This window comes from Paenibacillus sp. WC2504 (assembly GCF_052682475.1).
Genome location: NZ_JBQZFH010000001.1, coordinates 7,511,563 through 7,524,427, shown reverse-complemented (window position 1 = coordinate 7,524,427; position 12,865 = coordinate 7,511,563). Strand labels below are relative to the sequence as shown.

General features: G+C 48.5%; 8 protein-coding genes, 22 tRNA genes and 3 rRNA genes. 31 read left to right on the top strand and 2 right to left on the bottom strand.

The annotated features are described in order from the left end of the window. The first annotated feature begins 49 nt into the window (after nt 1-49). The 31 genes from ACUN27_RS34450 (at nt 50) to ACUN27_RS34300 (ending at nt 11,250) form a co-directional block, all read left to right on the top strand. Nucleotides 50-802 carry a YwmB family TATA-box binding protein gene (locus ACUN27_RS34450; protein WP_445560394.1) on the top strand — a complete coding sequence of 251 codons (753 nt, stop codon included), beginning with the start codon at nt 50-52 and terminating at the stop codon, nt 800-802. A gap of 13 nt (nt 803-815) precedes the next feature. After that, on the top strand, nt 816-1,028 hold the full coding sequence (locus ACUN27_RS34445; RefSeq protein WP_315955753.1) for a hypothetical protein: 213 nt from the start codon (nt 816-818) through the stop codon (nt 1,026-1,028). A gap of 342 nt (nt 1,029-1,370) precedes the next feature. After that, nucleotides 1,371-2,906, top strand: a 16S ribosomal RNA gene (locus ACUN27_RS34440). 237 nt (nt 2,907-3,143) lie between these two features. Then, nucleotides 3,144-6,065: ribosomal RNA gene (locus tag ACUN27_RS34435) — 23S ribosomal RNA — on the top strand. Nucleotides 6,066-6,135: 70 nt separating this feature from the next. Then, nucleotides 6,136-6,252 (top strand): 5S ribosomal RNA (rrf, locus tag ACUN27_RS34430). Together the 16S, 23S and 5S rRNA genes with 22 tRNA genes alongside form the textbook arrangement of a ribosomal RNA operon. 48 nt (nt 6,253-6,300) lie before the next feature. Next, nucleotides 6,301-6,377 (top strand) — tRNA-Ile (locus tag ACUN27_RS34425). A 28-nt stretch (nt 6,378-6,405) separates the two neighbouring features. After that, nucleotides 6,406-6,481: transfer RNA gene (locus ACUN27_RS34420), tRNA-Ala, on the top strand. Between the two features lie 3 nt (nt 6,482-6,484). Further along, nucleotides 6,485-6,557 (top strand) — tRNA-Asn (locus ACUN27_RS34415). 19 nt (nt 6,558-6,576) lie between these two features. Further along, nucleotides 6,577-6,665: transfer RNA gene (locus ACUN27_RS34410), tRNA-Ser, on the top strand. Between the two features lie 22 nt (nt 6,666-6,687). Next, nucleotides 6,688-6,761: transfer RNA gene (locus tag ACUN27_RS34405), tRNA-Met, on the top strand. Nucleotides 6,762-6,776: 15 nt separating this feature from the next. Beyond that, nucleotides 6,777-6,865 (top strand) — tRNA-Ser (locus ACUN27_RS34400). Between the two features lie 21 nt (nt 6,866-6,886). Then, nucleotides 6,887-6,961, top strand: a tRNA-Glu gene (locus ACUN27_RS34395). Between the two features lie 26 nt (nt 6,962-6,987). Further along, nucleotides 6,988-7,063 (top strand) — tRNA-Val (locus tag ACUN27_RS34390). A 23-nt stretch (nt 7,064-7,086) separates the two neighbouring features. Next, nucleotides 7,087-7,163: transfer RNA gene (locus tag ACUN27_RS34385), tRNA-Asp, on the top strand. A gap of 17 nt (nt 7,164-7,180) precedes the next feature. Next, nucleotides 7,181-7,256: transfer RNA gene (locus ACUN27_RS34380), tRNA-Thr, on the top strand. 9 nt (nt 7,257-7,265) lie between these two features. Beyond that, nucleotides 7,266-7,347: transfer RNA gene (locus ACUN27_RS34375), tRNA-Tyr, on the top strand. A gap of 20 nt (nt 7,348-7,367) precedes the next feature. After that, nucleotides 7,368-7,440 (top strand) — tRNA-His (locus ACUN27_RS34370). Nucleotides 7,441-7,453: 13 nt separating this feature from the next. Further along, nucleotides 7,454-7,525 (top strand) — tRNA-Gln (locus tag ACUN27_RS34365). A gap of 10 nt (nt 7,526-7,535) precedes the next feature. Next, nucleotides 7,536-7,611: transfer RNA gene (locus tag ACUN27_RS34360), tRNA-Lys, on the top strand. 19 nt (nt 7,612-7,630) lie between these two features. After that, a tRNA-Leu gene (locus tag ACUN27_RS34355) sits at nt 7,631-7,710 on the top strand. A gap of 38 nt (nt 7,711-7,748) precedes the next feature. Next, nucleotides 7,749-7,820 (top strand) — tRNA-Gly (locus ACUN27_RS34350). 4 nt (nt 7,821-7,824) lie between these two features. After that, a tRNA-Cys gene (locus ACUN27_RS34345) sits at nt 7,825-7,895 on the top strand. Nucleotides 7,896-7,910: 15 nt separating this feature from the next. Then, a tRNA-Leu gene (locus ACUN27_RS34340) sits at nt 7,911-7,996 on the top strand. A gap of 21 nt (nt 7,997-8,017) precedes the next feature. Beyond that, nucleotides 8,018-8,094 (top strand) — tRNA-Arg (locus tag ACUN27_RS34335). 5 nt (nt 8,095-8,099) lie between these two features. Then, nucleotides 8,100-8,178 (top strand) — tRNA-Leu (locus ACUN27_RS34330). 7 nt (nt 8,179-8,185) lie between these two features. Further along, nucleotides 8,186-8,259, top strand: a tRNA-Pro gene (locus ACUN27_RS34325). 13 nt (nt 8,260-8,272) lie between these two features. Then, nucleotides 8,273-8,343, top strand: a tRNA-Gly gene (locus ACUN27_RS34320). 570 nt (nt 8,344-8,913) lie between these two features. Further along, nucleotides 8,914-9,105, top strand: a complete 192-nt coding sequence (locus ACUN27_RS34315; RefSeq protein ID WP_315956288.1) for a hypothetical protein — start codon at nt 8,914-8,916, stop codon at nt 9,103-9,105. A gap of 328 nt (nt 9,106-9,433) precedes the next feature. After that, on the top strand, nt 9,434-10,012 hold the full coding sequence (locus ACUN27_RS34310) for a TetR/AcrR family transcriptional regulator (RefSeq protein WP_157319810.1): 579 nt from the start codon (nt 9,434-9,436) through the stop codon (nt 10,010-10,012). A 94-nt stretch (nt 10,013-10,106) separates the two neighbouring features. Beyond that, nucleotides 10,107-10,544 (top strand): HEAT repeat domain-containing protein, encoded by a 438-nt coding sequence (locus tag ACUN27_RS34305; RefSeq protein WP_315956287.1) that lies wholly within the window; start codon nt 10,107-10,109, stop codon nt 10,542-10,544. A gap of 73 nt (nt 10,545-10,617) precedes the next feature. Next, the gene (locus ACUN27_RS34300) at nt 10,618-11,250 is read left to right on the top strand and encodes a spore coat protein (protein WP_315956286.1); all 633 of its coding nucleotides are present in this window, start codon (nt 10,618-10,620) and stop codon (nt 11,248-11,250) included. A 49-nt stretch (nt 11,251-11,299) separates the two neighbouring features. Here the strand turns inward: ACUN27_RS34300 and ACUN27_RS34295 are convergent, their stop codons facing one another. Both ACUN27_RS34295 and ACUN27_RS34290 read right to left on the bottom strand, forming a co-directional pair. Further along, nucleotides 11,300-12,049 (bottom strand): YqcI/YcgG family protein, encoded by a 750-nt coding sequence (locus ACUN27_RS34295; RefSeq protein ID WP_315956285.1) that lies wholly within the window; start codon nt 12,047-12,049, stop codon nt 11,300-11,302. A gap of 62 nt (nt 12,050-12,111) precedes the next feature. Beyond that, on the bottom strand, nt 12,112-12,699 hold the full coding sequence (locus ACUN27_RS34290) for a DUF1989 domain-containing protein (RefSeq protein WP_445560698.1): 588 nt from the start codon (nt 12,697-12,699) through the stop codon (nt 12,112-12,114). Nucleotides 12,700-12,865 lie beyond the last annotated feature (166 nt).

Here is a 12,865-nt window from a genome sequence, read left to right as displayed (position 1 = left end):
GCATCCTTTTACTAGAGTTGAAGATTCTAGTGAAGAGGTGCCTTTTTATATGCAGAAAAGTTGGGTTAACGCCATTATTGCACTTTCTATTATCGGCATTATTTTTGGCTGGGTTCGTCATGCAGATGCTCGCAGCGGGCAAGAAGCGCTTCACCTTTTGAACACTGTGAAACCGTACATGATGAATGAGCAGCATATAACTTTTAAATATACGGGCTATTATGGAACATGTGCTGGTAGCGATCTCAACATTCTGCAAACCGGTAAAAAACTTTCTCAAGCCTTCGAAATTCCGCAAGAAGAACAATTGGACGAGTCCAACTCTCATGCTGTGTACTCCGCGCAAAAGGAGATTGCTCCCGGCACTATCGTTACTTTAACAGTTGCAAGTCCAGCTGGTTCAAACGGCTGCTACACCGTCCTGAAACTAGATGCTTCTGAACAAGCTGATCCATCTGAGCTTATGAATTGGCAGGAGCAAACAGGCGATCAATTAAAGAAACTAGGCATCCAAGGACAATGGAATGTGATGGTGCAAGGTTATGTGAACGAGCAGGTATTAGACGGGAAAAATAATGCCAACGAGCTTGCTCAAGCGGTAGCGCAATCTTTTAAAGGCAAAACGGTAGAGAGCTATAGCGATTCAAAGACGATTAGCTTGTCATTGGCTTCTGATGAGTTTCAAACCTCCATCCAAAGCGGAAATCAAACAGTGAATTTGCAGCTTGCTCTGCATCAGGAATCAACTTCAGGCAAATGGCGCCTGACTGCGGGTACACCAATTATCACAATGGAATATTAAAAGGAGTGAGAATATGTCAACAATTATGAAACCGGTCATCCCGAGTGTGATTGCTGAATCGATTGAAAGCTTGCGACGGGAGGGATGGGAAGACGACGATTTCTTCAACTTTCCCAAGTATGATGAAGAATCAACGGAGGCTCGTATTCTCTTCCACTATTTTCGAAATAATCGCGTAACGTTCGCCGCGGCGATCGTCAATAGCTATACCGTACATGATGGATAAAAGATGACTCTTACACTTGCTTTAAGGGCAGGTGTTTCTTTGTTTTAGAAAATGAAAAAAATAGTTGCATTCCACTTGTTGGACATGTTATATTGTCATTCCGGCCGCAAGAAAGCCGCGAAATAAGCGTGTCAAAGCAGCTCGAAAAAAGAATTAAAAAAAGAGTTGCACAATGAAAAATAGTATGGTATATTACTTTTCGCTGCTTCGGTAACACGGCAGTGAGCGAAAGACATTGATCTTTGAAAACTGAACAACGAGTGAGTAAGCACAGTCGAGCAATCGACTATAAATGAGATGAATAATCTCGCTAGCAAGTCAATGAGTACAATCAGATTTTCTATTATGGAGAGTTTGATCCTGGCTCAGGACGAACGCTGGCGGCGTGCCTAATACATGCAAGTCGAGCGGAGCACTTCGGTGCTTAGCGGCGGACGGGTGAGTAACACGTAGGCAACCTGCCTATAAGACTGGGATAACTATCGGAAACGATAGCTAAGACCGGATAACTGGTTTTCTCGCATGAGAGAATCATGAAACACGGAGCAATCTGTGGCTTATAGATGGGCCTGCGGCGCATTAGCTAGTTGGTAGGGTAACGGCCTACCAAGGCGACGATGCGTAGCCGACCTGAGAGGGTGAACGGCCACACTGGGACTGAGACACGGCCCAGACTCCTACGGGAGGCAGCAGTAGGGAATCTTCCGCAATGGACGCAAGTCTGACGGAGCAACGCCGCGTGAGTGATGAAGGTTTTCGGATCGTAAAGCTCTGTTGCCCTAGACGAACAGCAAGGCGAGTAACTGCGCTTTGTGTGACGGTATAGGAGAAGAAAGCCCCGGCTAACTACGTGCCAGCAGCCGCGGTAATACGTAGGGGGCAAGCGTTGTCCGGAATTATTGGGCGTAAAGCGCGCGCAGGCGGTTAATTAAGTTGGGTGTTTAAGCCCGGGGCTCAACCCCGGTTCGCATCCAAAACTGGTTGACTTGAGTGTAGGAGAGGAAAGTGGAATTCCACGTGTAGCGGTGAAATGCGTAGAGATGTGGAGGAACACCAGTGGCGAAGGCGACTTTCTGGCCTATAACTGACGCTGAGGCGCGAAAGCGTGGGGAGCAAACAGGATTAGATACCCTGGTAGTCCACGCCGTAAACGATGCATACTAGGTGTTGGGGATTCGATTCCTCGGTGCCGAAGTTAACACAGTAAGTATGCCGCCTGGGGAGTACGCTCGCAAGAGTGAAACTCAAAGGAATTGACGGGGACCCGCACAAGCAGTGGAGTATGTGGTTTAATTCGAAGCAACGCGAAGAACCTTACCAGGTCTTGACATCTGGGTGTAAGCACTAGAGATAGTGCCCCTCTTCGGAGCACCCAAGACAGGTGGTGCATGGTTGTCGTCAGCTCGTGTCGTGAGATGTTGGGTTAAGTCCCGCAACGAGCGCAACCCTTGATCTTAGTTGCCAGCACTTCGGGTGGGCACTCTAAGATGACTGCCGGTGACAAACCGGAGGAAGGTGGGGATGACGTCAAATCATCATGCCCCTTATGACCTGGGCTACACACGTACTACAATGGTCGGTACAACGGGAAGCGAAGCCGCGAGGTGGAGCCAATCCTTATAAGCCGATCTCAGTTCGGATTGCAGGCTGCAACTCGCCTGCATGAAGTCGGAATTGCTAGTAATCGCGGATCAGCATGCCGCGGTGAATACGTTCCCGGGTCTTGTACACACCGCCCGTCACACCACGAGAGTTTACAACACCCGAAGTCGGTGGGGTAACCCGTAAGGGAGCCAGCCGCCGAAGGTGGGGTAGATGATTGGGGTGAAGTCGTAACAAGGTAGCCGTATCGGAAGGTGCGGCTGGATCACCTCCTTTCTATGGAGACTCGGGTCTGAAACGACCCAGTCAAGTGCGCAAGCACACAACGTTTACTCACTCGTGTTCAGTTTTGAAAGAGCAATCTTTCAAAATAGTTGACAACCAACATCGCTTCGCGCATGTAATGGTTGCAACCTTGTTCCTTGAAAACTAGATAACGAAACAAAACGTAAAGTAAGAACTTAGGTAGTGTAACCTACGGGTCGCACGACAATCTTTAAATGTTTTTTTCTAGGTTAAGCTAGAAAGAGCACACGGAGGATGCCTAGGCACTAGGAGCCGAAGAAGGACGTGGCGAACGACGAAATGCCTCGGGGAGCCGTAAGCAGGCTTTGATCCGGGGATGTCCGAATGGGGGAACCCAGCTGTGGTAATGCGCAGTTACTCAATAGTGAATACATAGCTATTGTAGAGGCAGACCCAGGGAACTGAAACATCTAAGTACCTGGAGGAAAAGAAAACAAAAGTGATTCCGTCAGTAGCGGCGAGCGAAAGCGGAATAGCCCAAACCAAGGAGCTTGCTCCTTGGGGTTGTAGGACCTCATCATGGGGTTAGTTTGGTAGGCGAAGTGATCTGGAAAGGTCCGGCATAGAAGGTAAAAGCCCTGTAGCCAAAATCGAACGAATCTCCTAGAGGTATCCTGAGTACGGCGGGTCACGTGAAACCCCGTCGGAATCCGGCAGGACCATCTGCCAAGGCTAAATACTCCCTAGTGACCGATAGTGAAGCAGTACCGTGAGGGAAAGGTGAAAAGCACCGCGGAAGCGGAGTGAAAAAGAACCTGAAACCGTGTGCTTACAAAAAGTCAGAGCCCTCTATATGGGTGATGGCGTGCCTTTTGTAGAATGAACCGGCGAGTTACGTTCCCGTGCGAGGTTAAGTCGAAAAGACGGAGCCGCAGCGAAAGCGAGTCTGAATAGGGCGCTTTAGTACGTGGACGTAGACCCGAAACCGTGTGATCTACCCCTGTCCAGGGTGAAGGTGAGGTAACACTCACTGGAGGCCCGAACCCACGAATGTTGAAAAATTCGGGGATGAGGTGGGGGTAGCGGAGAAATTCCAATCGAACTCGGAGATAGCTGGTTCTCCCCGAAATAGCTTTAGGGCTAGCCTCGGATGTTATGAGTTGTGGAGGTAAAGCACTGATTGGGTGCGGGGCCCGCCAAGGGTTACCAAGTCCAGTCAAACTCTGAATGCCACAAACTTAAATCCGGGAGTCAGACAGTGAGTGCTAAGATCCATTGTCAAAAGGGAAACAGCCCAGACCATCAGCTAAGGTCCCCAAGTGTGTGTTAAGTGGGAAAGGATGTGGAGTTGCACAGACAACCAGGATGTTGGCTTAGAAGCAGCCACCATTGAAAGAGTGCGTAATAGCTCACTGGTCGAGTGACTCTGCGCCGAAAATGTAACGGGGCTAAACACGCCACCGAAGCTATGGCTTGCACGTATGTGCATGGGTAGGGGAGCGTTGTATGTACGTTGAATTCTGACCGTAAGGACAGGTGGAGCGCATACAAGTGAGAATGCCGGTATAAGTAACGAAAAGATCAGTGAGAATCTGATCCGCCGAAAACCTAAGGGTTCCTGAGGAAGGCTCGTCCGCTCAGGGTAAGTCGGGACCTAAGGCGAGGCCGAAAGGCGTAGTCGATGGACAACAGGTGGAAATTCCTGTACCACCGTAGCCGTTATGAGCGATGGAGTGACGCAGAAGGATAGTGACGCGAGCTGATGGATGCTCGTCCAAGCAGTGAGGCTGGTTAGTAGGCAAATCCGCTAACCGTAAGGCTGGGCTGTGATGGGGAGGGAAACTTTAAGTACCGAAGGTCATGATTTCACACTGCCAAGAAAAGCTTCTAGCCAGGCGAAGGTGCCCGTACCGCAAACCGACACAGGTGGGTGAGAAGAGAATTCTAAGGCGCGCGGAAGAACTCTCGTTAAGGAACTCGGCAAAATGACCCCGTAACTTCGGGAGAAGGGGTGCCTCGGTAGGGTGAATAGCCCGAGGGGGCCGCAGTGAAAAGGCCCAAGCGACTGTTTAGCAAAAACACAGGTCTGTGCGAAGCCGCAAGGCGAAGTATACGGGCTGACGCCTGCCCGGTGCTGGAAGGTTAAGAGGAGTGGTTAGGGACCTCGGTTCCGAAGCTATGAATTGAAGCCCCAGTAAACGGCGGCCGTAACTATAACGGTCCTAAGGTAGCGAAATTCCTTGTCAGGTAAATTCTGACCCGCACGAATGGCGTAACGACTTGGGCGCTGTCTCAACGAGAGATCCGGTGAAATTTTAATACCTGTGAAGATGCAGGTTACCCGCGACAAGACGGAAAGACCCCATGGAGCTTTACTGCAGCTTGATATTGGACTTTGGTACGATCTGTACAGGATAGGTGGGAGCCTTTGAAGCCTGAGCGCCAGCTTGGGTGGAGGCGCCGTTGGGATACCACCCTGATCGTATCGGAGTTCTAACCTGGTACCGTGATCCGGTATGGGGACAGTGTCAGGTGGGCAGTTTGACTGGGGCGGTCGCCTCCTAAAATGTAACGGAGGCGTTTAAAGGTTCCCTCAGAATGGTTGGAAATCATTCGCAGAGTGCAAAGGCATAAGGGAGCTTGACTGCGAGACCTACAAGTCGAGCAGGGACGAAAGTCGGACTTAGTGATCCGGTGGTACCGAATGGAAGGGCCATCGCTCAACGGATAAAAGCTACCCTGGGGATAACAGGCTTATCTCCCCCAAGAGTCCACATCGACGGGGAGGTTTGGCACCTCGATGTCGGCTCATCGCATCCTGGGGCTGAAGTAGGTCCCAAGGGTTGGGCTGTTCGCCCATTAAAGCGGTACGCGAGCTGGGTTCAGAACGTCGTGAGACAGTTCGGTCCCTATCTGTCGCGGGCGTAGGAAATTTGAGAGGAGCTGTCCTTAGTACGAGAGGACCGGGATGGACGTACCGCTGGTGTACCAGTTGTCTCGCCAGAGGCACCGCTGGGTAGCTATGTACGGAGGGGATAAGCGCTGAAAGCATCTAAGCGCGAAGCCCCCCTCAAGATGAGATTTCCCAGTATGTAAGACCCCTTGTAGACGACGAGGTTGATAGGTTCGAGGTGGAAGTGCGGCAACGTATGCAGCTGACGAATACTAATCGGTCGAGGGCTTAACCAAATAAACCTAAGAATCAAACCTTTACGCAAGTTTCGTATCTAGTTTTCAAGGCGCAAACACGCTTTGACTGTTTGGTGATGATGGCGGAGGGGACCCACGCGTTCCCATCTCGAACACGACCGTTAAGCCCTCCAGCGTCGATGGTACTTGAACCGCAGGGTTCTGGGAGAGTAGAACGTTGCCAAGCAGTACCCCTTTGGGGTGTTTTAAACTCCACAGGAGTAGTTATCAATTTTGGCCCTTAGCTCAGCTGGTTAGAGCGCACCCCTGATAAGGGTGAGGTCGGTGGTTCGAGTCCACTAGGGCCAACCATGATTCTTTAGTTATAGACAAGTCATAAGGGGCCATAGCTCAGCTGGGAGAGCGCCTGCCTTGCAAGCAGGAGGTCAGCGGTTCGATCCCGCTTGGCTCCACCATATTCCCTGATAGCTCAGTTGGTAGAGCACTCGACTGTTAATCGAGTTGTCACAGGTTCGAGTCCTGTTCGGGGAGTCCTAACCCATAAATACTAGGAGAAGTGTCCGAGCTGGCCGAAGGAGCACGATTGGAAATCGTGTAGGCGTCACAAGCGTCTCGAGGGTTCGAATCCCTCCTTCTCCGTTTCTTATAAATTAGACATTATGGCGGCGTAGCTCAGCTGGCTAGAGCGTACGGTTCATACCCGTAAGGTCGGGGGTTCGAGCCCCTCTGCCGCTAGTAGTTCGTTATATTGGAGAGATACCCAAGTGGCTATAAGGGGACCCTCTGCTAAGGGGTTAGACTGCGTAAGTGGTGCGAGGGTTCGAATCCCTCTCTCTCCGTTGTAAATTTTCATTCAGCATGGCCCGTTGGTCAAGTGGTTAAGACACCTCCCTTTCACGGAGGTAACAGGGGTTCGAGTCCCCTACGGGTCACCATTTTTATCTTAGGATTTCATTCCCATGGAGGCTTAGCTCAGCTGGGAGAGCATCTGCCTTACAAGCAGAGGGTCGGCGGTTCGATCCCGTCAGCCTCCACCATACATGTTCAACTTTATAAATGTGGAGCCGTGGTGTAGAGGCCTAACATGCCTGCCTGTCACGCAGGAGACCGCGGGTTCGAATCCCGTCGGCTCCGCCATTATAACAATTGAATACGCCGTTGTAGCTCAACTGGTAGAGCAACTGACTTGTAATCAGTAGGTTGGGGGTTCAAGTCCTCTCGACGGCACCATTGCTTTATGGAGGCTTAGTGAAGTGGCTAAACACGGCAGACTGTAAATCTGCTCTCTCCGAGTTCGGTGGTTCGAATCCATCAGCCTCCATTTCTTTACCTTTTAATGTGGCGGTCGTGGCGAAGGGGTTAACGCACCGGTTTGTGGATCCGGCATTCGCGGGTTCAAGTCCCGTCGTCCGCCCATTACTTATCATTGGGGATTAGCCAAGCGGTAAGGCAACGGACTTTGACTCCGTCATGCCAAGGTTCAAATCCTTGATCCCCAGTTTCTTTCATGAGTCATTAGCTCAGTTGGTAGAGCACCTGACTTTTAATCAGGGTGTCGTAGGTTCGAATCCTACATGACTCACCATTTGCCTTATTTACAGCATGCGCGTATGGCGGAATTGGCAGACGCACTAGACTTAGGATCTAGCGGGCGACCGTGGGGGTTCAAGTCCCTCTACGCGCATCATTCCTCAAAAATACTTGAGGAAACCCCATTATCATGCGGAAGTGGCTCAGGGGTAGAGCATCGCCTTGCCAAGGCGAGGGTCGCGGGTTCGAATCCCGTCTTCCGCTTTTTGGCGCTATAGCCAAGTGGTAAGGCAGAGCTCTGCAAAAGCTTTACCCCCAGTTCGAATCTGGGTAGCGCCTTCTGCCTTTAAGCAAGCCGGAGTGGCGGAATCGGCAGACGCACAGGACTTAAAATCCTGCGATAGGTGACTATCGTACCGGTTCAAGTCCGGTCTTCGGCATTATTTACCTCAATTTCATACGCGCCCTTAGCTCAGCTGGATAGAGTATTTGACTACGAATCAAAAGGTCGGGAGTTCGAATCTCTCAGGGCGCGCCACATATGCCGGCGTGGCGGAATGGCAGACGCGCTCGACTCAAAATCGAGTTCTCACGAGTGGAGGTTCGAGTCCTCTCGCCGGTATTTTTCTCGGGACGTAGCTCAGCTTGGTAGAGCACCTGCTTTGGGAGCAGGGGGTCGCATGTTCAAATCGTGTCGTCCCGACTTTTAACATCATGCGGGTGTAGTTCAATGGTAGAACTTCAGCCTTCCAAGCTGGTAGCGTGGGTTCGATTCCCATCACCCGCTTTAAACAAAAGGATCACCTTAGGGTGGTCTTTTTGTTTTGGGCGGGAAGGAAGAGAGACCACAAAGGGTTCGACCGTCCGTGAAGACATCATAGAGTAAACCAAAGTAGGACGAGCGTCCAAATATACCACCAGTGCTTCCGAAGGAAGCTTTTTAAATGAGGATTTGGAGTATTCCCATCACCCGCTTTAAACAAAAGGATCACCTTAGGGTGGTCTTTTTGTTTTAGCAGGCACAAATAAGAGAACACCAGGATGCTATTTTAGCATAGATAGCCCTTTGAGCGAATGTAGCGGAACATGGATACGCTATTTCATTATTTGGGTCGGCCAGTTGCCCCATTTAACCAAAATAGAACCCTGTAGTTCCCCTCAGTCATCTAAACCTCCTCATTTCAGCAGAATAAGGGACTGTAGTTCCCATATTAATCTCCCAATGCGGATGAGGTTTATGGACAAAGCATCAACTGTGAATATTTTAGCATAAGGACTAAGACAAACAGACAAGCATAGGCGAATATACATATACGGATTCATCAAAAGTTGATTATCAACTAGGAGGTGTTTCGGTATGGTTTTTTGGATAATCGTCGTTGTCATTGTTGTAATCGGTTTGTTAATCTGGGCTAGCAGGAAGAAGAAAACGGCGGTAGAATCAACAGCAGTGAAAACACATAAGGAGTGCTCGTACTGTAATGAGGAAATCGAAATCGATGCGGCAGTTTGCAAGTACTGCAGGGGGATTGTGGTAAGCTCAAGCTAACTCGATACATGATAAAGCAAAACACAAAAACCTGAGGCGAACTAGCCTCAGGTTTTTTGGGCATTCATGCTGCGTTGCGACTGTCGAAACACGTGCCTATCCTCCTAATAAATGACCGCTGGTTATGAAAATATTTATACTATTGGTCATAATTAATTTTATATATTGTAGATTAAAATAACAGATAATTAACATAAACCATACTATACTTATAATCACCCACGAAAATTATTGTACTCAAGGTCATTTTGTTAATTGAACAAACCTGTCGTTTCCTCTATACTTGGAAGATACAGCGTAAACATTAGCGATAAACGGAGATGACTCAATGAACCGTGAGGAAAAAAAGCGAGCAACGCGCAAAAAAATCATAGACACAGCGCTCGAACTGTTTGCGGAGCAAGGTTACGAAGCGACAACGGTTCATCAGATCACGGAGCGTGCTGGTGTTGCGAAGGGAACGTTTTTTAACTATTTTGCCACGAAAGAAGAAGTGTTCTGTGATATTCAGACATTCTGGGCGTCGACGGAGTTCGTTAAGCTAAAGGACAAAGTTGGGCCAATTCTCCCTCATTTGCGTGAGTTTCTTATCGAACTGGTGAGGCTCGTACCTTATACCCGACAACTTGCCCGTGCATTATTTCAAAGCAATCTTAGCAACGAGAAGTCACTGTCTAATCAGCTGGAGATGTTGGAAGAGCTGAAATTAGTGCTCATTCCTGTCATAGAAGAAGCACAAAAACGAGGAGAGTTCTCAACCGTTTTCCCGGCAGAAATGATAGCGGACCAAGCCATTCAAACGTATATGGGTGTATTAATTACCTGGGGCATGGGGATGGGCGATGAGAGGCTTAATACTCAAATGGCTGTTAGTTTTGAACTGTTTTTTCGAAGTTTGCAACCATAGATTCATTTCATTGGCGCTCCGGCCCAAAAAAGTGTAACATCATTGTAGTAAAAAAACATGCGCAAATTGCAGCAGTCGAAGGAGCTTGAACCAGTTGAATATAGAAGTAAACAATGAAGTACCCGCCAATTTTGAAGAGTTAAAAAAATCCGCGAATCGTTCATCCAATTGGAGAGAACGTCAGGAGGCTGTTGAACAGTTAGGTCAATGGAATGATCAACAGAGCATAAATATTTTGACACGTATGATGACCAGTGATGCCGTATATCCCATTCAAGAGCTGGCTTACCGCAAACTTAAAGCTTTTGGTGAAGATGTTCAACTGCCGCCACGGAAAAAAGGGGATTTGGTCAAAGGAGCAGGTAAGGTTTTCGTGCGCATTAAAAAGAGCTTGCCGGAAGGTCACACTTTTGAAGCATTCAAAGAAAAGCTCCAAAAAACCAGAACAGACGTTTACGATACGTACGAAGGGGACAAGGGCGCTGACTTTGATCAATGGTTGGAGACCACTTGGGCTTCATTGCTGAAGTAAGAGAAACGTATAATTTCCACGAATCTAACTCATATTATCGAAGTTACCAATCCATATCAAAGGAGACTTCGAGATGCAACAGCAAACACCATACAACAACATGAATCAAATGGCGCCTAATATGAACCATGGGGGACACGAGCTCTTTGATTTGCATGAAGTGTTAGCTTGTACCATTAATGTACTTGATCAGTTTATGATTTTCAGACAGTTCGTCCAAGATCCCGAGCTTCTGGACATTTTGGATCATCAGTACAGCTTCACCCTCTACCATTACAATTTAACGGCAGAGTGCTTTACTACAGGACAGAAGCCGAACCATGAGACGCAGACCTATATGATACGGAACCTGTCACAGCCCATCTATGGAATCAAGCCTACTCAGCCCAAAAAGCCGAATCAATCGCTGGCTGATGTGAAGGATGCTGGTATTAGCGCACATATGCTGGGGCTTATCAAGTCTCATGCCTCGCTATTAACGATGACCTCCGTTGAGGTGACGAACCCTACAGTGCGTCGCGTACTGGCTTCCCAAGTGCAGAATTTTATTGAGATGGCTTATGAAATTTTCTTGTATCAAAATAGAAATGCTTATTATCAGGTTCCACAACTTGGTACGTCCGATATGCAGAAAATGCTGAATACCTTCGTCCCGGCTCAGGGCATGCCGCAAATGCCTCCAAATAATCGGGCAACGATTCATTAAAAGATAAAGAACCAGCTGGGGTCCGCTTAGACCTCGGCTGGTTTTTTAGTTACTTCTTTTTCATGGCCATAGATGCAAAAGGGCATTTCGGAGCTACACTTTCATCGTCACGCAGAAAATATTGCTCCCACTCCAGATTGTCTGTTTGACCGTACCATTTGAGTGAGGGATGCGCAGGAACGCCGTCGTACTCGACCAGTTTCTGACGAATCAAGCTTTTCATATTGCGTCCGAAAACGGTAGAATCATTGATTTCCTCAAAAACCCATCGGGGCTGGAAGGTGATTAGAAAATAAGGCGTCCACCGGCTTCGGCGAACTTGATGGGCAGGTGTCCCGCAAAAGGCGAAGTATGGATGCCCACTATAACAGAACTCCCAAGCATGATGGGAGGGGTCTTGAGGGATGTGTGCGGGCCATGGGACTGGATCTTTGGCACTTACCCGGCTTAATACGGACCAAAAGACCTGTTCATAATCTTCTACAGTGAAATTAGCCGTCATGTCTTCTGGTGTTTCAAAAAATATAACAAGCGAAGCGTACCGGCCGGTATCACGGGAGCATTCACCGTATTGGTGCAGCAGCTGCGCAGTCTCGTCAATTGCTTGATCGGATCTGGGATCTGCTGCAAAGCCGAATCGCAAGCTATCGGTAAGATACCCCTGCCGCCCTGGGATGCAGGGGTACATGCGTTCATCATCGGCAATCATATGCCCGAACTTGTGAAAGGCATCTTGCTGCCAGTCAGGCAGCTCTTTTCCATTGTGATCCAGCCAACTTTTAGACTTCAAATGAACCATAACCAAACCCTCCTTCTTCCATTCGGAGCATAGTATGCTGAGTGGAAGAGTTGGGTGAATGCCTACATGATTTCTACGTCAATAGGTGAGCACTTGAACCCATTACATGCGCTCTCGGAGCACGGACAAGCAGACACCGCTATGATTAGATCCATTTCCGCCCGGAGCTCAATATAATCGCCAGCCTTCGATAGTGGACTTTCAACTGTAATTTCCCCCGACGGATGTATGACGGTATTCATAAATAGATTAACGGGGTAATGCTGATCAGGGGCATTAATTGCAAACTCGGCTAAAGCCTGATTCAGGTTATGATAGCAGCTTGCATGATCCTTTTTATTGTATAGCACCTCGTACATTTCGCTGCGGCAAGCTGGATTAATGAAATCGTGTTGACCTACGCGATCGGTTACTACCGTTAACATTGGCTTGTATGTATTAGTATAGAGCAGATCTCCTGGCTTCACTTTCAGTTTATGAAGAGCATCCATCGTAACTCCCGGGTCCAGCCGTTCTCTAAAGTCGTTATCACGATAGGCGACAAAATCAGCGACTTGTTCACCTTCTACATCGGTTATTCTAACCGTTTGACCCTTGCTGAGTTTGAATCCAAGTCCCTGTGTGGGCGGAATTCGCCATTTTTGTTTGATCATAGGTGCCTCCAACCGAGATAATGGAAATTACTTTAACAGTATGGCTTCAGCAAGAGTCTGTCATGCAAGAAAACCGGCAGAAACTGAAGCAGGGAGTTAAGAGTTTATTTTGCATCAAACCCATTACCTGTGTAAGATAATAGGGAATTACTATTTTTGGATG

Coding starts and splice junctions, on each gene's coding strand:
- ACUN27_RS34450 (WP_445560394.1), top strand. CDS start 50: ATGCAGAAAAGTTGGGTTAACGCCATTATTGCACTTTCTATTATCGGC.
- ACUN27_RS34445 (WP_315955753.1), top strand. CDS start 816: ATGTCAACAATTATGAAACCGGTCATCCCGAGTGTGATTGCTGAATCG.
- ACUN27_RS34315 (WP_315956288.1), top strand. CDS start 8,914: ATGGTTTTTTGGATAATCGTCGTTGTCATTGTTGTAATCGGTTTGTTA.
- ACUN27_RS34310 (WP_157319810.1), top strand. CDS start 9,434: ATGAACCGTGAGGAAAAAAAGCGAGCAACGCGCAAAAAAATCATAGAC.
- ACUN27_RS34300 (WP_315956286.1), top strand. CDS start 10,618: ATGCAACAGCAAACACCATACAACAACATGAATCAAATGGCGCCTAAT.
- ACUN27_RS34295 (WP_315956285.1), bottom strand. CDS start 12,049: ATGGTTCATTTGAAGTCTAAAAGTTGGCTGGATCACAATGGAAAAGAG.